The following is a 17,592-nucleotide window of genomic DNA, read 5'->3' on the forward strand; positions in this document are numbered from 1 at the left end:
AGATTAGGTTACAGCTTACGGTTACATTTACTCACTATACGCTCTTGTCCGTGGATATATGTTCACCATCGGTGCGACTTTTGGTAGCGCGTGGCAGATTTGGGGCGTCGAAAGTCAGGTCTGGCGCGTATTAGGGCGAACATTGGCCGACTAAAGCTGATTGGTTTGCGTGCCCAATCCAAAGATTGGGCATGCAGCATTCAGCAACCATAAAGCTGATTGGTTTGCGTGCCCAATCCAAAGATTGGGCATGCAGCATTCAGCAACCATAAAGCGGATTGGTTTGCGTGCCCAATCCAAAGATTGGGCATGCAGCATTCAGCGCGGCGCGCTTTTGCAATACAAGCCGAAATGGCAAAAAACCCGCGCAAAGGCGGGTTTTGGAGTCCTACTATGATCAATTAGCTCTAGCTCTTCTTGTAGCGGTTCTCGGGCAACTCCGGTAATTCAGGCAGTTCCGTCTCGGGAATTTCGGTTATTTCGCGCTGCTCGATCTCGCGATGTTCCTCGCGCACGATCTCCGGCTGCTTGTTGTCCGGCATTTCCGGAACGGACTTCGGATCGATCTCGGGTACCTTGTTCGTATCATACAACTGTGGTTGCGTCATGGACAACACCTCCTGTTTGATACGTATTTACACGCATCGGAGGCAATCGAATCGCCCGGCGCTTATCCGAGATGCGCTTCGATCCGCGCGATGACGTCCTCCGGATCGTCGATCTGGAAGACGACCTTGGCGAAGTCATGGCCTTCCAACTCGATAACGACGACATCTTGGTGGTCCTCGTAGGAGACGAAGCACCAGCGACCATCGATCAGGAAGCGACCTTGACGAATATCCGCGATGGACGTGCCGACGCGGAACTGCAGCATCGACACTTTGAAATCCTCGAGCGCGATTCGTTTAATTTGCTTATATGGAATGCTCACCTCGCGCTTCAATGCGCCGACGCTCAGAAGACCCTTCAAATGAAGGACAACCTGCTCCGTACCGTATTCAATCGTTCTCGTCATGTTGAATCCCTCCGTTTCGTTGATGTCCTTAGGACGCGCAAGCAGCCGAGAATGTTCACTGGCCGCCAAAAATAAATTCTCCAGCTATCGAAGTTCAGTTCCAGCGACTAGCCATCGCGCTCCCGTCAAGTATCGCCTCTCTTTTGCGCGCGCCTCTACCCACCCCGTCCGGTTTCCCGTATAATAACGTATGTTCGGCTCAGGCTGGCACGGCCTGGCCTATTTGCCAAGAAGATAGGAGTCAACGCAATCATGGATATTACGAACCTTCCCCTTGCGCTGATCGACGAAGACAAGGATCAGCCGCGTTACCAGTTTGGCGAAGAAGCGCTGCAGGAGCTGATGCGCAGCATCGAGGAGATTGGCCTGCTATCGCCGATCAAAGTCCGGGACACGGGCGACGGCCGTTATAAAATCATCTACGGCAACCGCCGCTATAAGGCGAGCGTCATGCTCGGCAAAGAGACGATTCCGTGCATCGTGACGGACGTAACGGACGAAACGGAAATCTACTTGGAGCAGATCGCCGAGAATTTGACGCGCGAAGGCTTCTCCCCGATCGAGGAGGCAGAGGCGTTCAATAAGCTGCTGAACGGCGGCAAGTTCAATAGTTCCGTCAAGTTCCTGGCGGGCAAGCTCGGCAAGACCGAAGCGTATATTAAGAACAAATGCGAGCTGTTGAAATTCGGCAAGGCGGTCAAGAAGCTGATCGTCAGCGGAACGGAAATTCGCTCCGGCGTATTGACCGAGGATCAGCTCCTCCCTTTGAAGGATCTGCCGATGGAGCATCGCGACCCGCTCGCGCTCATCGTCGCTCGCGACGCGCTGCCGGTTAGCGACGTCAAGCGAATCGCGAAGCTGTTCAAGGATAAGGAAATGTCCGACGCGACGAAGGACAAGCTGCTGTTCAAGAGCGGCCATGAGCTGCTCGAGACGTGGGCCACCTTCGAGCAGAACAAGAAATACCGCGCCGAAGCGGCGAAAGCCAAAGCCGCCCAGGAAGAAGAGCGGCTGCGCAAACAGCAGGAAGCGGCAGAGCTTGCGGCCGCGCAGGCGCAGGAACAGTCGAAGCAAGCGGCATCACAGCAGGCAGCGACGTCGGCCGCAGCGCAAGAAAACGGGATATCGGCTGTCGCGGCTTCCTCACCATCGCAACCGGTGATCGCCTCGCAGCCCGAGCTGCAATTCGGCGTTGCCAATCCCGCCGCGGCTGCGATATCGCCCGAATTGAGCGCGCTCAAAGCCAAGCTGGAGAAGACGCTTCAAGCCGCCGCATCCCAAGCGGCGGTCGCGGACGCCGAGCTTCGCGTGCTTGCCGGTCTGTCCGGCGATGAAGCGCTGGAACTGGCCACCCGGATCGACGAGCTGCTCCTTCGCCTGGAGACAAGCCGGCAAATCTGGACGAACGCGAAGGATGCGCTCTCCTCCGGCACGTTATCGTCCTAGACAAACGCGATACTCGCGCAACAACAACAAAGCGTTCCCTCCGATAGCGGAGCGGAACGCTTTTTGTGTTTGGAACCCAATTTAAGAAGTTAGAATAATAGCTTTGCTCTTCGAATCCCATTCGACTTGATACCCAAGCAATCCGGAGATGCCCCGCAGCGGAAGCATGATCGATTCGTTCTCCCACCGGCTCGGATCGATGGCGACGGCCTCGCCGTCGACGTAGGCTTTGCTTTCGCCCGGCACGTACGTAATGACCCGGCCTGCGATCGTTGCCGTCGCGGTCCGCGTCGCTTCATCCCAGACCACGGTCGCGCCGAGAATCTCAAAGCACTCGCGCATCGGCATGTAGATACGGCTGTTCGCGTTCAGCAGCTGCCGTTCCAGCGGCACTTCCGCGCCGTTCACGACGAGCGTCCCGTCGAACCGCTGCACGCCGAGCGCGTAGCCGTGCTTGATCGCCAGCTCCTCGAACGACAGCTTCGAGGACGTGATGAACGCGACCGTCCCGGTCTTGATTTCCCCGAACAACCAATGAATGTCGTCGTTGTACATGCGGATACAGCCCGCACTGACGTATTTGCCGATCGACTTCTTGTTGTTGTTGCCATGGATCGCATAGGTCGTTCCCTTCGTTCCGTTCACGTCCAGGCCTAGCCATCGGTCGCCGAGCGGGTTGGCGGGATCGCCGCCCGGGATATGCTCCTTATAATAAGGGCGGTTCTTAATCTTGTTGACGATCTTGAAGCTGCCCTCGGGCGTCAAGCTCGGGGTCTTGCCGGTCGCGACGCGAAACTCCTTCACCAGCTCGCCGCCGCTGAAATACGCCAGTTTGTTCGTCTTCTTGTTGACGATGATGAGATCCTCCTGCGCGGAACCAGCTTGGGCGGCAGCCGGGAACATCGCCGCGCAGCACACGAGCATCGCTATCATCACCATTACCCATTTGCGTGTAAACGGATGCAAAAAGCCCTCTCACTCCTCTCGATTATTCGACACCATTCTTGAATTTCAACGATAATCAATATATTGTCATTTACGTTCTCTTACGACAGTTCGGTCGCTAAAGAAACGTTAAACTTTATCCGCCGCGCGAGGCGAACGCAAAGAACCGCCAGGCGTTTAAGCTCCTGACGGTCGAGGACTTGTCTATGTTGCAAGCATTTGCCAATAAATTGAGACGGTTTGTCCAATATCGGTCTCGATAAGGTTTGAGGCGCGACGTCGTTGCTCGTTATTACGCCGCGTCCGGATCGAGCCCTTTCGTCTCCTTCCCAAGGAACAGCACGGCGGCGGCGCCGAGGAGAATCGCGCCGAAGAAGATGATGAAGATCGACAAGATGGAGACGCCGCCCTCGATCAGCGCGCCGACCAGATACGGGCCGATGACACCGCCGATCCGGCCGAATGAAGCCGCCAATCCGACGCCGGTCGATCGCACCTCGGATTTATACAGCTCCGGCGTATAGGCATACATGCCTCCCCATGCGCCAAGATTGAAGAAGGACAAGCTCATGCCGGCCGTTATGATCATGCCGGGGGAGTCGGAGAGCGCGAACCAGATCGCGCTGACCGCGGTCATGAGCAGGTAGAAGACGAGCACGAATTTGCGGCCGAATCGTTCGATGAAGTAAGCCGCCGTGAAGTAGCCCGGCAGCTGGGCGAGCGTGATCACAAGCACGTATTCGAAGCTCTTGACCAGCGTGAACCCTTTCTTCAACATAAGCGTCGGCAGCCACAGAAACATGCCGTAGTAGGAAAATACGACCATGAACCATAATATCCACAGCATGAGCGTCGAGGTCTTATACTCCGCCGACCAGACGGCCGCGACCCGTTGCCGGATCGTGAGCTTTGCGCTTCTGGCCCGTTCGAAGGTTGGCGGATCCTTGATTGCCTTCCGCAGATAGAGCGCGTAGAGCGCGGGAGCGGCGCCGATGACGAACGCCGCGCGCCAGCCGTAATCCGGAATGACGAAATACGCGATGAGCGCGGCAACGATCCACCCTAGCGCCCAGAAGCTCTCGAGCAGCACGACCGCGCGTCCTCTGTCCTTTGCCGGCACCGACTCCGACACGAGCGTCGAGGCGACCGGCAGCTCGCCTCCCAGACCGAAGCCGGTGACGAAACGCAGGATGCACAACACCGCGAAGCTGCCCGCTAGCGCCGACAAGCCGCTGGCCGCCGAGAATATCAGCAGCGTAAGGATGAGCACGTTCGCGCGGCCGTATTTATCGGCCAATATGCCGGCGCAAGCGGCACCGGCAGCCATCCCGATCGCGTTGATCGCGCTGATCAGGCCGATTTGATGGGCGCTTAAGCCCCATTCCACCGCCAGCGCCGCGACGACGAACGATACCATCCCCACGTCCATCGCGTCGAACAGCCAACTCAGTCCCGCGCTTAACAGCAGTTTGCGCGACTTCTTCTCCTTCATTAAAGCGGCGATTCCCATGCGGATTGCCCCTTTCGGTAAGGTATTTTGCGTACGGGCGGCGAAGAAATCCCACTTCGCGTTCACTTTCTGTTAAAATGAAGCAATCAAGTTTGAATGCGTGAACCTATACAGTCCTTGTATCGGATCATACCCAGGAGGCTTCACTAGTGGACTATATTGTGTTGGACATCGAATTTAACGGCCGGAAATTCGCAAGCGAGCTGCCGATGGAAGTCATCGAGATCGGCGCGGTGCGTCTGGACGCCGATATGAATCAGATTGACACGTTCACCTCGCTCATCAAGCCGGTGTACTTCGCCAAGCTGAACAATTTCATCAAGAAGAAAACCGGCATCCCCCAAGCCGACATCGATATTGCGCCCGGATTCCGCAAAGTGAGCGCCGATTTCATCGCCTGGCTGTCCAAGAGCGAATCCTTCCTCCTTATTACCTGGGGCGGCGAGGATTTGAAGCGCATCATCTACGATACGCGCATGCACAAGCAAGACGATGCCTTCTGGATGGCCGCGACGTATTTCGATTTGCTGAAGGGCTACCTCCGGGTCAAAAACGTGACCAACGACGTCAGCGTCGAGGCGGCGCTCGCCGAGCTCGCGATCGAAGCGGAAGGCTCCGCCCACCGGGCGCTGGACGACGCGATCATGACCGCGAAAATTCTTCGCGCCATCGCGGGCGGGTTGGACTTTACCCGGAGCCAGCAATTCAAGGACGCGTATTCCAATTCCAAGGAACGCCGGATGGTGAAGAACGCGATCCGCTCCATGCGCGCCCAGCGGCAAACGCCGCAATGGGAGACGCTCGTGGAGAAATATTTGAAGGACCGTATCGCGCTGACCGATCCGCGCAAATCCGCGGAGCTGGAGCAATATTTTCACGAAGAACTGGCCAAACCGGTGTCGGATAAGCCGGTGCGCGAGAAGCCGGAGACCGCCGATACGAATGCGTAACACGGCGTCTCTCCTGCGCAAGACGACAAGAAATAACCCTGCCGTTGTTGGAACGGTAGGGTTATTTTGCATCTCGGGCTACGTCGGCATACGCCTGCGTTCTTATCCTTTCTGTCAGCTCTCCGGTATGGCATTCGCGGTGATGGCGGCGCCGTATGCATCCGCAGCGGCTTCTCGCGCTTCGGCAACAGCGCCGGCTCCCAGTATCGCGTTCAGCGTCAGCGATAGGTTCGAGCCCCGTTCATGATGCACATATGGCGCCCGGCTGCGAAAGTAATGCGGATGACCGCCGAGCAGCGTGAGCGTGGCGACTTGGGCCGGGGCATATTTGCGCCGGTCCCAATACAACAGTCCGAGCTTGCTGCGGCTCCAGCCGCCCCATGTGCCGATGCGGGTTATCGGATCGCGATATTTCAGCGCCTCGTCGACGGCGTAGAAGTAACTGACGCGGCTCTTATGCTCTTGGCGAATCGGCACCCTCGGGGAACCGAGCTGCACGACGCGGAAGTCCGGAATATCGCCTTCGTCCGCAAGCATGCTCGCCGCCTGATAAGCGGCGACGCCTCCTCCGCTATGGCCGATCAGCAGGACGGGCTTGCCGAGCGAGCGTTCTCTCACCTGCTGCGCCGCGGATCTTCCGCCAAGCCGGGCCGAGCGGACCCGGGAGAGATCGCCATGCACGTCGTAAATTTGGCGAACCATGCTCTGCGTCTGATCTCCGTAAGGGAACAGCTCGCGAATGGCCGGCTCCTTCCCGGCGCGGGAGAGCCTGGCGGCGAGCTCTGCCTTGCAGTCCGTGAAGAACGCTCTCGTCGAGCCGATGCCGGCGAGCAGATACACATCCCAACCTTCGATGATTGCTTTCTCCATCATATTCGCATTTCACCGCTTTCAACAAAACGATTGGACCGGTCAATCAGCCATCATGGCGTATAGTATGGACGGTTGCGTTGGCATTCATTCCCTGGCGCCTAGCGAAGGACGCCGTGGTTGTCGGGATCTCGGAAGCTGTCGATGAACAGCTGGGCGGATTTCGACAGGTAACGGTCTTTCAGCCATAATATGCCGACATCCGACTGGAAATCCGCGTCCTCGATGTCGAGCATTTTGACGATCGTGGACGGGAAGGACGACATGACCGATTTGGGGAATACCGTCGCCCCGATTCCCTCGGCGATCAGCGACATGATGATCGCGACGCTGGAGCATTCGCATATAATGTCCGGCTCGAAGCCGTGGCGCTTGCAGGCGCTCACCACCTGTTGATGCATACGGTGCGTCTTGTCGGTCTTCAGCGTCAGGAACGGGAAATCGGCCAGCTCCTTCATGCGGATCGACCGCTTGTCCGAATAGCGCGCCCATGCGCTAGGAATAACAACGACGAAGGGATCGGAAGGCAGCGGTAATACTTGATACGCGGTCGCCCGGGTCATCGCTTCAAAAGGCAGCCGCGCGACGACCAGTTCGATCGACCGCTTGTCCAGCAGCTCGCCGAGATAGAAATGATCGCCCTCGGCGATCTTGAACGTCGTATGCGGATAACGGCGGCGGAACGTCTCGATTCGCTTCGGCAGCAGCGAGATGCAGGAGACGACGGAGCCGATCGACAGCACGCCCTGCACGGCCTGCTCCCGCTCCTTCACTTCCTTCATCGCTTCGTCGAATTGGAGGAGCAGCGTCTCGGCCTTCACCCGCAGCAGTTCGCCGGCGTCGGTCAGCTTGAGCCGTTTGCCGTTGCGGTCGAACAGCGTGACGCCGAGCTCCTCCTCCATCTGCTTGAGCTGCCGGCTGAGCGGCGGCTGCTCCATGTTCAGAAGCTTGGCGGCCCGGGTAATTTGCTCTTCTTGCGCTATGGTGACAAAATATTTCAATTGACGCAAATCCAACTCGCGTTGCACTCCTTCACCCATACCTTTTGGGTATATGAATCACATCAAATAGATATTTTTAATATACCCCAAGGAGTGGTAGCATTCAATATAGTGAAACGACATCCAAAGGAGAGAACGCTGCATGGCCTACCAGATCGACATCACGCTAACCCCGCACAAGAAAGAGAAGCCCGCTTCGGACAAACTGGGCTTCGGGATCCATTACACCGATCACATGTTCATCCTCGACTACTCGGTCGACAAAGGCTGGCATGACGCCCGCATCGTTCCCTATGGTCCGATAACGCTCGATCCGGCCGCGAAGGTATTCCATTACGGACAAACCATCTTCGAAGGCCTCAAGGCTTACCGGACGGCAGACGGACGCATCCAGCTGTTCCGTCCGCAGAAGAACTTCCAGCGTCTGAACTTGTCGAACGCGCGTCTCAGCATTCCCGACGTCGACGGCGAGCTTGCTCTCGAAGCGCTCAAGGCGCTCGTGCGCGTTGACCAGGATTGGATTCCGGACGCGCCGGGCACGTCGCTCTACATTCGCCCGTTCGTCATTGCGACGCAAGCCGCGCTCGGCGTGGCGCCATCGACGCACTACAAATTCATGATCATCATGTCCCCTGTCGGCGCCTATTACGCGGAAGGCATTAACCCGGTGAAGATCTTCGTCGAGTCCGACCACGTCCGCGCGGTCAAAGGCGGCGTCGGCGAAGCGAAGACGGCGGGCAACTACGCGGCCGGCTTGAACGCCCAGGAAGCGGCGTCCAAGAAAGGCTATTCGCAGATTCTGTGGCTGGACGGCGTGCATCGCAGCTACATCGAGGAAGTCGGCAGCATGAACGTCTTCTTCAAGATTAACGGCGAAGTGCATACGCCTGCGCTGAACGGCAGCATCCTGGCCGGCATCACGCGCGATTCGATGATTCAGCTAATCAAGAGCTGGGGCATTCCGGTCATCGAACGTCCGATCACGATCGAAGAGATTTACGAAGCGGGACGCACCGGCGCGCTCGAAGAAGCGTTCGGCACGGGTACCGCGGCCGTCATCTCCCCGGTCGGCGAGCTGAACTGGCGGGACGAGCGTCTGACCATCAACGGCGGCAAGACGGGCGAGCTCTCCAGCAAGCTGTACGAGACGCTCACCGGCATTCAGAACGGCACGCTGCCCGATCCGTTCGGCTGGACGGTCGAAGTTCCGCAAGCCTAATCCGTCGACAAAAGCGAAAACCACCGGCAACCTGCTCGATAGCAGCGGCGCCGGTGGTTTTTTTGCTTACTCCGCGTTAACCGCGATATTACGAATTCTTCGCCTCGTCCCGCAGCGTATCCCAACGCCTGCTCGCCTGAACCAGCTTCGGATGCGGCGCCTCCGGCCGCTCCGTCAGTACGAGACGAAGCCGCGTAATCCACTCCTCGAAGGAAGAATACGACGCGAACCGGTTCGCCATCTCCGGCGTCATCAGGAGGAAGAACGGCTTGGGGTAAATGTCGGCCATATGGCGAAGCGCGGTATCGATCGGCGTGTACTTCTTCCTTTTGCCATCGAGCCCTTCGATCAGAATATCGGGAAGATGCGCATCGCGCTTCCACTCGTGCAGGTCGTCCAGCCTTCTGTGATAAGGACGCGCCGAGGCGATGCCCATCCGCTTCGCCGTCTCTTCATGGATCGGATACAGCACGAATTTCTCGTAATTCCGTTCCTCCGCGTAAGCGGCCGCTTCATTTAACCCGACCGAGCTCGCATGATCATCGAACGCATCATAGTAGATCAAAGTTCCCTTCCGGCTGTCATTCGTCGGCTCATAGCCGAATTCGACGGATCTAGCGATTTTGTTCACGCCCATCCCTCCTATCCCTTGCTTCTTACCCGTATTGTACCCGCACTCCGATGGTTGGATCAAACCATGAACAAAAATAGACCCGCGCTATTGGCGCAGGTCGTCAGAGAGGTTTCATGCGAAGCTGATCCGCCGTAAAGCTATGATCCTTCAGCGCCCGGATCACCCTATAAGCGATTACCGGCGATTGGCTTGGATTGACCGGCTTGAAGGTCATCGTGATGAAATCGGTGATCTCGAGCTCGTGCCCTTTGCGCCGGAATGCTTCGACGTAATCGCCGATGGACGGCATCTTGCCGAATTCGCAGTACAATTCGAACTGCTTGTTCGCCGTGCCGTATCGCTCCGCGCATTCCACCGTCGCGTAGAACCGCTCCTTCATCTTTCCACTCCGTCCTGCGCTCGCTAAGATGTGTGTAGTATGAGGGAGGGAACGCTAACTTATTCTGCACTATAACAAAGCGCATCTCCGCGACGAACGCGAAAATGCGCTTCTTTTATCCCCGTTCCCTACGTCTGGCGACGCCGGAAGCATAGGCTGCTTGAATGACGGCTTCCTTCACCCGTTCGGCCACATGCGGATTGAACACACCCGGTATAATGTAAAGCTCGCTCAATTCTTCGTCGCTAACGACGGACGCGATCGCGCGGGCGGCCGCCAGCTTCATCGATTCCGTTACCCGCGAAGCGCGGCAATCGAGTACGCCTCGGAACAAGCCCGGGAAGCACAGAACGTTGTTGATCTGATTCGGGTAATCGGAGCGTCCCGTTGCCATGACGCGGACGAGCCCTTCCGCTTCCTCGGGCGAAATTTCCGGCGTCGGATTCGCCATAGCGAAGACGATCGGATCGGCAGCCATGCGTTGCAGATCTTCACGTTTCAGCACGCCGGGGCCGGATACGCCGATGAAGATGTCCGCGCCTTCCAGCACATCGGACAGCGAGCCGCTCTCCATGTCCGGATTCGTATGCTCGGCATACCATCGCCAAGCAGCATGAGCGTAGTCCCTGCCGCGCACGATAGCGCCCTCGCGATCAACGCCGACGATTCGGGTGACGCCGGCCGCCTGCAATATTTTCGTGCACGCGATCCCCGCTGCGCCGACGCCGCACAGCACCACCTTGCAATCCTCCAGTCGCTTGCCGACGATCTTAACCGCGTTGATGAGGCCGGCCAGCAAGACGACCGCCGTCCCGTGTTGATCGTCGTGGAAGACCGGAATGTCCAGCTCCTCGATCAGGCGCTGCTCGATCTCGAAGCAGCGTGGAGACGAGATATCCTCCAGGTTGATGCCGCCGAAAGCCGGCGCGATCCGCTTGATCGTCGCGATGATCTCCTCGGTATCCTGCGTGTCCAGACAGATCGGGAACGCGTCGACCCCGGCGAGCTGCTTGAACAGCATTGCCTTCCCTTCCATGACCGGCATCGCGGCGAGCGGCCCGATGTTGCCGAGCCCGAGCACGGCGCTGCCGTCCGACACGACGGCGACAGTATTGCGTTTGATCGTCAGTTTGTGCGCGCTGTCGGGATTCTCGCGAATCGCCATGCAGACGTTCGCCACGCCGGGCGTGTAGACGCGGGACAGGTCGTCCCGCGTTTTGATGACGATCTTGGGCGTCACTTCGATCTTCCCGCCGAGATGCATGAGGAACGTCTGGTCCGATACTTGCAGTACGCGCACGCCGGGCAGCGATTCCAGTACTTGCACGATCATGTCTTTGCTGTGCGCGTCGACGATATTCACGGTCAAATCCCGGACGGTGACGGCCTTCCCGCCGCCGCTCACGTCGATGGCGACGATATCCCCGCCCCAATTGCCGATTGCCGTCGCGATGCGGCCGAATGCGGCGGCGTCCTTCTCCATTTCCACCCGGATGACGATATTGCTGCTTGCGCTTTTTGGCATGGCCATGCGCTCTCCGCCCTTCTATTCGTTCTCGTTCCCCTATTCGTCTTGCGCCGCGGTTAATACGGCCGCCAAGTCATGCTTGCGGAACACGTCCAGCATGGCATCTCTCGCCACTTCCTCGTCCGGCCCGTGAATATCCAGCTCATAGCGGTCGTGTCCGAGCAGCGAGAAACTAAGCCCTAGGATGCTTTTGACGTCGATAATCCGGCTGCCGGCCTTCATCACGATGCTCGACCGGAACCGGTTCGCCGTCTGATTGATATCCACGATCGCTCGCGTGCCTAATCCGTCCATCCTTGAACGCCTCCGTTCATAAAGCTGTATTTGCAAAACTTCGAACTAGCCTTCTTCGTTCACGAGCACCTTCTTGCCGCGCAGCTTCAGCACGAGCGGGATCGTCACCCATAGCAGACCGATAATCAGGAACGCCAGCGACACCGGCTTTTGCAGGAAGATCATGAAGTCGCCGTTAGAGATCGTCAGCGCTCTGCGCATGTTATTCTCCATCATCGGACCGAGAATGAGACCGAGCACGAGCGGAGCCAGCGGAAAGTCGTTCTTCTGGAGCACGTACCCAATGACGCCGCATGCCATGATGAGCATAAGGTCGAAGACAGAATACTGTACCGCATAGACGCCGAATACGGAGAAGACAACGATTAACGGAATTAAATACTTGGCCGGCGTCTCGATGACTTTCGCGAAAATTTTGACGAGCGGCATATTGAGCAGCAGCAGCATCAGGTTGCCGACAAACATGCTGGCGATGACGCCCCAGGCGATCTGAGGATGGTCCTGGAACAGAAGCGGACCCGGCTGGACGTTATACATAATGAATGCGCCCATCAAAATCGCCGTCGTGCCCGACGAAGGGATGCCGAGACTAAGCAGCGGAATCATCGCGCCGCCCGATGCCGCGTTGTTCGCCGATTCCGGCGCGGCGACGCCTTCGATCGCGCCTTTGCCGAATTTGGACGGGTCGCGACTGAGCTTCTTCTCCATGACATAAGCGAAGAACGAGGCGAGAATCGCGCCTGCGCCGGGCAACAAGCCGATGAAGAAGCCGAGTACGGAACCGCGCGCGATCGGAGCCGCGCTGTCCTTCAAGTCTTGCTTGGTGGGCAGGATGCGGTTGATCTTCGCGATTTCCCCATCGTTGTTGTCCCGTTCGAGAATCGTCTTGAACACTTCGCCGACCGCGAACAACCCGACGGCGATCGTCAGAAACTCTAAGCCCTGATACAGCTCCGGCAGGCCGAACGTGAACCGTTCGACGCCCGATACGCTGTCGATGCCGATCGTGGCGAGCAGCAAGCCGAAGGCGGTCATCATGAGCGACTTGACCATCGATTTGCCGGCTAATCCGCTAATCGCGAGCAAGCCCAGCACCATCAGCGAGAAGTATTCGGCCGGACCGAATTTGATCGCGACCGCGGACAGCGGTCGGGCCAGGAAGATCAGGCCGATCAGCGAGATCAGTCCTGCCGAGAACGAGCCGATCGCGGCGATGGCGAGCGCGGCGCCCGCCCTCCCCTGCTTGGCCATCTGATAGCCGTCCAGCGTCGTGACGACGGATGAGGATTCCCCCGGCGTATTGAGCAGAATCGAGGTGGTCGAGCCGCCGTACATCGCGCCGTAATAGACGCCCGCCAGCAAAATAATCGAGCTCGTCGCCGCTTCTTCCGCGCTTAAGCCGGAGGTCAAGGATGCGGTAATCGGGATGAGCAGCGCGACGCCGCTCATCGGTCCGATGCCCGGCAGAACGCCGACGACGGTGCCGATCAAGACGCCGAGGAAGACGAAGACGAGATTTTGCCATTGCATGGCCGTGCTTAGGCCGTTCAGCAAGTAATCGATGGTGCTCATGCGCGTTCGCCTCCTAGGATAAGCCTAACCACGCCGGAAAGCCGGGCAGCGACCCTTCCAGCACATTGACATAGAGATAATAGACGCCGTACGAGAATAGGCCGGCGATGACCGCGGATTTCCACAACTTGCCGCGCTCCATCGTCTGGAAGCCGATCATGAGGAACGCGAACGTCGTGATTACGAAGCCAACCGGCTCCAGCAATAACGCATATAACACGGCCGATACGAAAATAATGCCGAACCGCTTATAGTCGAGGTTAGTCTTGCGCCGTTCCTGCTTCTGCCTGCGGAACGTCTCATAGATGAGCCTGGCGCTCATCAGCGATAGGAACCCTCCAAGGAACATCGGGAAGACATTGGCCCCGACGTTGCTGCCATACGAACTTGCCGTAATGCCGCGACTGCCGATGATGAATGCGATGCCGATCGCGCAAAAGACGATGCCGGCGTAACGGTCGAACGAATGATTCATCTTCTCACTCCTCTATGAACGCTCGGGGGAGAGCGATCGGGTACGATGCTCTCCCTCGTGCGGTTGTTTGTCTACTTTTGCATGCCAAGCGCCGTCAGCATTTCCTTCAGCTGGCCTTCCTGCTCCGCAAGGAACGTCTTGAACGCTTCCGAATCTTTGTAGTCGCTCTGCCAGTTGTTGGCCGTAAGCTCCGATTTCCACGCTTCGGATTCGGTCATCGTTGTCAGCGCGCCGTCCCAGAATGCCTTCGCGTCCGCGCTCATCTCCTTCGGACCGAAGATGCCGCGCCAGATCAGAAATTCCGCGTCGATGCCCAATTCTTTGAGCGTAGGCACTTCCGCCAGGCTGCCGCCCAGGCGCTCCGGCGATTCGACGGCGAGCACTTTGATTTTGCCGGCCTTCACGTATTGATCCAGGGAAGAGGCGTCCGTACCCAGCACGTCCGCGTTGCCGCCGAGCAGAGCCGTGATCGCTTCGCCGCCGCCGTCGTAGGAGACGTACTTCACGCTCTTCGGATCGATGCCGTACTTAAAGGCCGGCAGAATCGACACGAGATGGTCCATGGAGCCCGGCGCCGAACCGCCCGCGACGGTGAAGGCCGTCGGATCCGCTTTCAAGTCGTCGAGCAGCGTCTTCAGGTCGTTGTACTTCGAGTCCGCCGATACGGCGATGGCCCCGTAATCCTTCGTCAGCTGCGCAAGCGGCGTCGTGTCCCCATAGCCGTAAGGCGAATTGCCTTCCTTCTTCAGATGGTTGATCAGAATCGGCGGCGAATTGACGAACAGTTTGTAGTTGTCCTTCGCGTCCTTGGTCGCGTATTCGGCCATGAACACCGCGCCCCCTCCGCCCGGCTTGTTCTCGACGGTTATCGGCTTGTCGGTCGCTTTCGTCTCGGTGAGCACCTTCACGATCGTGCGCGCCGTCATATCCCAGCCGCCGCCCGCTCCCGACGGTGCGACGATCGTCAGCGCCTTATCCGGATAGGAGGCGCCGCCGCTCTCCCCGTTCTTGGCGCTTCCGCATGCGGCAAGACTTACGGCGAGCACGAGCACCGGCGCGATTTTCCATGTTTTCGTGAGCATTCTTTTCATGTATAAGCCCTCCCAGGGTAGCGTTTCATTTTTGTATACGCTTTCTTTGAAGCGCTTTCAGAATAACATCCGCCGCCGCAAATGAGAATGTTAAGGACATAAACGAAAATAACGCGATTTCGGGCATTTTGTTCATTTTGTTCACGGCCAGACCTCAAGATAGCGGTTACATGTTGTGTTACAATAAGAGCACTTCTTATGAAAGGCGCTGGCGCCATGCGGCTGCAAACGAAGCTTATCCTGCTCCTCTGTTCCCTGCTCGCGTTCGTCACGGTCAGCCTGGGCGGCATCTTCTACGTCGTCATCACGACTTTATTAGATAAACAGATCGGCGCGCGCGCGTTAACCGTCGCCGAGACGATCGCGATTATGCCGGAGATCCGAGATGCGTTCAACGATCCCGATCCTTCCGCGCGCATCCAGCCGATCGCCGAGTCCGCCCGCGCGAAGACCGGCGCGCAATATATCGTCATCGGCAACCGGGAAGGCATCCGTTACGCGCACCCGATTCCCGGGCGGATCGGCGGCCGGATGGTCGGCGGCGACAACGGGCCCGTGCTTGAAGGTCGCTCGATCATCTCCCGGGCGACCGGCTCCATGGGCCCTTCCCTTCGCGGCAAAGCGCCGATCTTCGATAAGGACGGCGCCGTCATCGGCATCGTCTCGGTCGGTTTCCTGACCGACGAGATCGACGTGATCGCGGACGCCTATCAGACGGAGGTGCTGACCGTCTCCTGCATCGCCTTGATCATCGGGGCGATCGGTTCGGTGCTGATCGCCCGCAGCGTGCGACGTTCCATACACGGGCTCGAGCCGAAGGAGATCGGCGAGCTGTATACGGAGAAGAAGGCGATTCTCGAATCGATCCGCGAGGGCGTTATCGCGATCGACCAGGAAGGCCGCGTGACGTTGGCGAACCGGTACGCGAACCGGCTCATGCATATTCCGGACAGCGAGAGCGTCATCGGCCGCCACATCGAGGAGCTTATTCCGAACACCGGCTTAATGGAGGTCGTGCGCACCGGCATGCCGCAATCGGACCGCGAACTCGTCATCGGCGATCAGGAGGTTATCGCCAACCGCGTGCCCATCCGGGATTTCCACGATCGCGTCACCGGCGCCGTCTCCAGCTTCCGCAGCAAATCCGAGCTGTATCGTCTGGCCGAAGAGCTGTCGCAGGTGAAGCGCTTCGCCGAGTCGCTGCGCGCGCAGACCCATGAGTTCTCGAACAAGCTGTACGTGATCTCCGGCTTGATCCAGCTGGAGTCGTACCAGGAAGCGATCGATCTGATCAGCAAAGAAGCGGACGTCCATCAGAATCTGATCCACTTCATCATGCGCGAGATCCCGGATCCGGTCATCGGCGGCCTCATCATCGGCAAGTATAACCACGCCAGCGAGCTGCGAATCGCTTTCCGTCTCGACGAGGAGAGCTCGTTCCGCGATATTCCGGCGCATGTGGACCGCGCTCATCTCGTGACGATCATCGGCAACCTCGTCGACAACGCCATGGATGCCGCGCTCGAGCGCCATCCCGATCAAGAAGGCGAGGTCGCGCTGTTCCTGACCGATTTGGGCGAAGACTTGATCATCGAATGCGAGGATAACGGAGCGGGCATCTCGGATGACCTCGGCGATTCGATATTCCGCAGCGGCTTCTCGACCAAGCAAGGCGAACACCGGGGCATCGGCCTGTCGTTGGTCGAACATGCCGTCCGCAAGTTGAACGGCTATATTACGTACGACCGCAGCCCGATGGGAGGCGCCCACTTTACGGCAGCCATCCCCAAGCGAAAGAATGCGGCGCCAAAGGAGCATGAAAGTCATGACGAATCCGGCCATTGAGGTGCTCATCATCGAGGATGATGTCAAAATCGCGGAGATCAACCGAAGGTTCGTGGAGCAAATCGAAGGCTTCCGCGTCGTAGGCATCGCCACCGACGAGCCGCAGGCGGCCGCGCAGCTGGAAGTGCTGAACCCGCAGCTCGTCCTGCTCGACATCTACTTTCCCGGGTCGAACGGCCTCTCGATGCTACATCATATACGCGCCCAGCACCGCGAGACCGACGTGATTATGATCACGGCCGCCCGCGAGAGCGAAGCCGTGCGCGAAGCGATCCGCGGCGGCGCGTTCGACTATATCATGAAGCCGCTCGTATTTAACCGGCTCAAGGAGACGCTGGTTCGTTATTCGGCATTCCGGACGGACCTGGACCGTCTCTCGCGAACCGCTTCGTTGAGCCAATCGGACGTGGACCGACTAACGGTCGGCACACCGCGATTCGAGAGCGGCGAGATGCACGTCCTGACGCCCAAGGGTATCGATCGGCTGACGCTCGACAAAGTCGTGCAAGCGCTCGCTTCCGATAGCATCGGCATGACGGCCGAGCAGGTCGCGAAGCTGATCGGCGCCAGTCGCTCCACGAGCCGCCGCTATTTGGAGCATCTTGTCGGTCAAGGCGATGCCTATGCGGATTTGTCGTACGGCGTAGTCGGACGACCGGAGCGAGTGTACAGAACGAAGAAACGATCATGATTAACCGCATTAAATGACATCGTGATTAAACGCATCATGATTAACGAAAAAACTCGTCAAGCGCGGGCTTTCCCCCTCGCATGACGAGTTTTTTCGTGGTCGTCTTTATAGTTAATGCCCTAAATCA

Annotated in this window: 18 protein-coding genes; 5 read left to right on the forward strand and 13 right to left on the reverse strand. The window is 58.2% G+C overall.

The features are described from left to right. Nucleotides 1-407: 407 nt before the first annotated feature. Nucleotides 408-608: a hypothetical protein gene (locus tag BCM02_RS02830; protein WP_148927514.1), complete on the reverse strand. Its 201-nt coding sequence runs from the start codon at nt 606-608 to the stop codon at nt 408-410. A 62-nt stretch (nt 609-670) separates the two neighbouring features. Beyond that, nucleotides 671-1,015 carry a hypothetical protein gene (locus BCM02_RS02835; protein ID WP_148927515.1) on the reverse strand — a complete coding sequence of 115 codons (345 nt, stop codon included), beginning with the start codon at nt 1,013-1,015 and terminating at the stop codon, nt 671-673. A gap of 252 nt (nt 1,016-1,267) precedes the next feature. Between BCM02_RS02835 and BCM02_RS02840 the strand changes: the two genes are divergently transcribed. Then, entirely contained in the window at nt 1,268-2,461 is a 1,194-nt protein-coding gene (locus tag BCM02_RS02840) for a ParB/RepB/Spo0J family partition protein (RefSeq protein ID WP_148927516.1), read from the forward strand. An 81-nt stretch (nt 2,462-2,542) separates the two neighbouring features. Here BCM02_RS02840 and BCM02_RS02845 read toward each other — a convergent pair whose 3' ends face one another. Next, nucleotides 2,543-3,427, reverse strand: a complete 885-nt coding sequence (locus BCM02_RS02845) for a L,D-transpeptidase family protein (RefSeq protein WP_246183165.1) — start codon at nt 3,425-3,427, stop codon at nt 2,543-2,545. A 271-nt stretch (nt 3,428-3,698) separates the two neighbouring features. Continuing rightward, on the reverse strand, nt 3,699-4,916 hold the full coding sequence (locus tag BCM02_RS02850; RefSeq protein ID WP_148927517.1) for an MFS transporter: 1,218 nt from the start codon (nt 4,914-4,916) through the stop codon (nt 3,699-3,701). A 149-nt stretch (nt 4,917-5,065) separates the two neighbouring features. Between BCM02_RS02850 and BCM02_RS02855 the strand changes: the two genes are divergently transcribed. Next, nucleotides 5,066-5,866 carry a 3'-5' exonuclease gene (locus BCM02_RS02855; RefSeq protein ID WP_148927518.1) on the forward strand — a complete coding sequence of 267 codons (801 nt, stop codon included), beginning with the start codon at nt 5,066-5,068 and terminating at the stop codon, nt 5,864-5,866. A 114-nt stretch (nt 5,867-5,980) separates the two neighbouring features. Here BCM02_RS02855 and BCM02_RS02860 read toward each other — a convergent pair whose 3' ends face one another. Together BCM02_RS02860 and BCM02_RS02865 are read right to left on the reverse strand one after the other, a co-directional pair. After that, nucleotides 5,981-6,739 (reverse strand): hypothetical protein, encoded by a 759-nt coding sequence (locus BCM02_RS02860; protein ID WP_148927519.1) that lies wholly within the window; start codon nt 6,737-6,739, stop codon nt 5,981-5,983. 98 nt (nt 6,740-6,837) lie between these two features. After that, entirely contained in the window at nt 6,838-7,752 is a 915-nt protein-coding gene (locus BCM02_RS02865; RefSeq protein WP_148927520.1) for a LysR family transcriptional regulator, read from the reverse strand. Nucleotides 7,753-7,879: 127 nt separating this feature from the next. Here BCM02_RS02865 and BCM02_RS02870 point away from each other — a divergent pair, with 127 nt between their 5' ends. Then, entirely contained in the window at nt 7,880-8,956 is a 1,077-nt protein-coding gene (locus BCM02_RS02870; protein WP_148927521.1) for a branched-chain amino acid aminotransferase, read from the forward strand. Nucleotides 8,957-9,044: 88 nt separating this feature from the next. Here BCM02_RS02870 and BCM02_RS02875 read toward each other — a convergent pair whose 3' ends face one another. The 7 genes from BCM02_RS02875 to BCM02_RS02905 form a co-directional block, all read right to left on the reverse strand. Next, complete coding sequence (locus BCM02_RS02875; RefSeq protein ID WP_425466139.1) at nt 9,045-9,587, reverse strand: hypothetical protein; 543 nt, start codon at nt 9,585-9,587, stop codon at nt 9,045-9,047. A gap of 103 nt (nt 9,588-9,690) precedes the next feature. Continuing rightward, complete coding sequence (locus BCM02_RS02880) at nt 9,691-9,969, reverse strand: hypothetical protein (RefSeq protein ID WP_148927523.1); 279 nt, start codon at nt 9,967-9,969, stop codon at nt 9,691-9,693. A 115-nt stretch (nt 9,970-10,084) separates the two neighbouring features. After that, nucleotides 10,085-11,500 carry an NAD-dependent malic enzyme gene (locus BCM02_RS02885; RefSeq protein ID WP_148927524.1) on the reverse strand — a complete coding sequence of 472 codons (1,416 nt, stop codon included), beginning with the start codon at nt 11,498-11,500 and terminating at the stop codon, nt 10,085-10,087. A 33-nt stretch (nt 11,501-11,533) separates the two neighbouring features. Further along, complete coding sequence (locus BCM02_RS02890; protein ID WP_148927525.1) at nt 11,534-11,791, reverse strand: HPr family phosphocarrier protein; 258 nt, start codon at nt 11,789-11,791, stop codon at nt 11,534-11,536. A gap of 45 nt (nt 11,792-11,836) precedes the next feature. Further along, on the reverse strand, nt 11,837-13,363 hold the full coding sequence (locus BCM02_RS02895; RefSeq protein WP_148927526.1) for a tripartite tricarboxylate transporter permease: 1,527 nt from the start codon (nt 13,361-13,363) through the stop codon (nt 11,837-11,839). A 13-nt stretch (nt 13,364-13,376) separates the two neighbouring features. After that, entirely contained in the window at nt 13,377-13,838 is a 462-nt protein-coding gene (locus tag BCM02_RS02900) for a tripartite tricarboxylate transporter TctB family protein (RefSeq protein ID WP_148927527.1), read from the reverse strand. A 71-nt stretch (nt 13,839-13,909) separates the two neighbouring features. Further along, nucleotides 13,910-14,920, reverse strand: a complete 1,011-nt coding sequence (locus BCM02_RS02905; protein WP_425466148.1) for a Bug family tripartite tricarboxylate transporter substrate binding protein — start codon at nt 14,918-14,920, stop codon at nt 13,910-13,912. 225 nt (nt 14,921-15,145) lie between these two features. On the opposite strand from BCM02_RS02905, the gene BCM02_RS02910 reads away from it, so the two are divergent. Both BCM02_RS02910 and BCM02_RS02915 read left to right on the forward strand, forming a co-directional pair. Continuing rightward, nucleotides 15,146-16,774 (forward strand): ATP-binding protein, encoded by a 1,629-nt coding sequence (locus BCM02_RS02910; protein ID WP_148927950.1) that lies wholly within the window; start codon nt 15,146-15,148, stop codon nt 16,772-16,774. Continuing rightward, nucleotides 16,755-17,465 carry a DUF977 family protein gene (locus tag BCM02_RS02915; protein WP_148927529.1) on the forward strand — a complete coding sequence of 237 codons (711 nt, stop codon included), beginning with the start codon at nt 16,755-16,757 and terminating at the stop codon, nt 17,463-17,465. The genes BCM02_RS02910 and BCM02_RS02915 overlap by 20 nt, the downstream gene beginning before the upstream one ends. Nucleotides 17,466-17,592: the final 127 nt, after the last annotated feature.

The organism is Paenibacillus methanolicus, assembly GCF_008124765.1.
GTDB lineage: Bacteria > Bacillota > Bacilli > Paenibacillales > Paenibacillaceae > Paenibacillus_Z > Paenibacillus_Z methanolicus.

Coding starts and splice junctions, on each gene's coding strand:
- BCM02_RS02830 (WP_148927514.1), bottom strand. CDS start 608: ATGACGCAACCACAGTTGTATGATACGAACAAGGTACCCGAGATCGAT.
- BCM02_RS02835 (WP_148927515.1), bottom strand. CDS start 1,015: ATGACGAGAACGATTGAATACGGTACGGAGCAGGTTGTCCTTCATTTG.
- BCM02_RS02840 (WP_148927516.1), top strand. CDS start 1,268: ATGGATATTACGAACCTTCCCCTTGCGCTGATCGACGAAGACAAGGAT.
- BCM02_RS02850 (WP_148927517.1), bottom strand. CDS start 4,916: ATGGGAATCGCCGCTTTAATGAAGGAGAAGAAGTCGCGCAAACTGCTG.
- BCM02_RS02860 (WP_148927519.1), bottom strand. CDS start 6,739: ATGATGGAGAAAGCAATCATCGAAGGTTGGGATGTGTATCTGCTCGCC.
- BCM02_RS02870 (WP_148927521.1), top strand. CDS start 7,880: ATGGCCTACCAGATCGACATCACGCTAACCCCGCACAAGAAAGAGAAG.
- BCM02_RS02880 (WP_148927523.1), bottom strand. CDS start 9,969: ATGAAGGAGCGGTTCTACGCGACGGTGGAATGCGCGGAGCGATACGGC.
- BCM02_RS02885 (WP_148927524.1), bottom strand. CDS start 11,500: ATGGCCATGCCAAAAAGCGCAAGCAGCAATATCGTCATCCGGGTGGAA.
- BCM02_RS02890 (WP_148927525.1), bottom strand. CDS start 11,791: ATGGACGGATTAGGCACGCGAGCGATCGTGGATATCAATCAGACGGCG.
- BCM02_RS02895 (WP_148927526.1), bottom strand. CDS start 13,363: ATGAGCACCATCGATTACTTGCTGAACGGCCTAAGCACGGCCATGCAA.
- BCM02_RS02900 (WP_148927527.1), bottom strand. CDS start 13,838: ATGAATCATTCGTTCGACCGTTACGCCGGCATCGTCTTTTGCGCGATC.
- BCM02_RS02905 (WP_425466148.1), bottom strand. CDS start 14,920: ATGCTCACGAAAACATGGAAAATCGCGCCGGTGCTCGTGCTCGCCGTA.
- BCM02_RS02910 (WP_148927950.1), top strand. CDS start 15,146: ATGCGGCTGCAAACGAAGCTTATCCTGCTCCTCTGTTCCCTGCTCGCG.
- BCM02_RS02915 (WP_148927529.1), top strand. CDS start 16,755: ATGACGAATCCGGCCATTGAGGTGCTCATCATCGAGGATGATGTCAAA.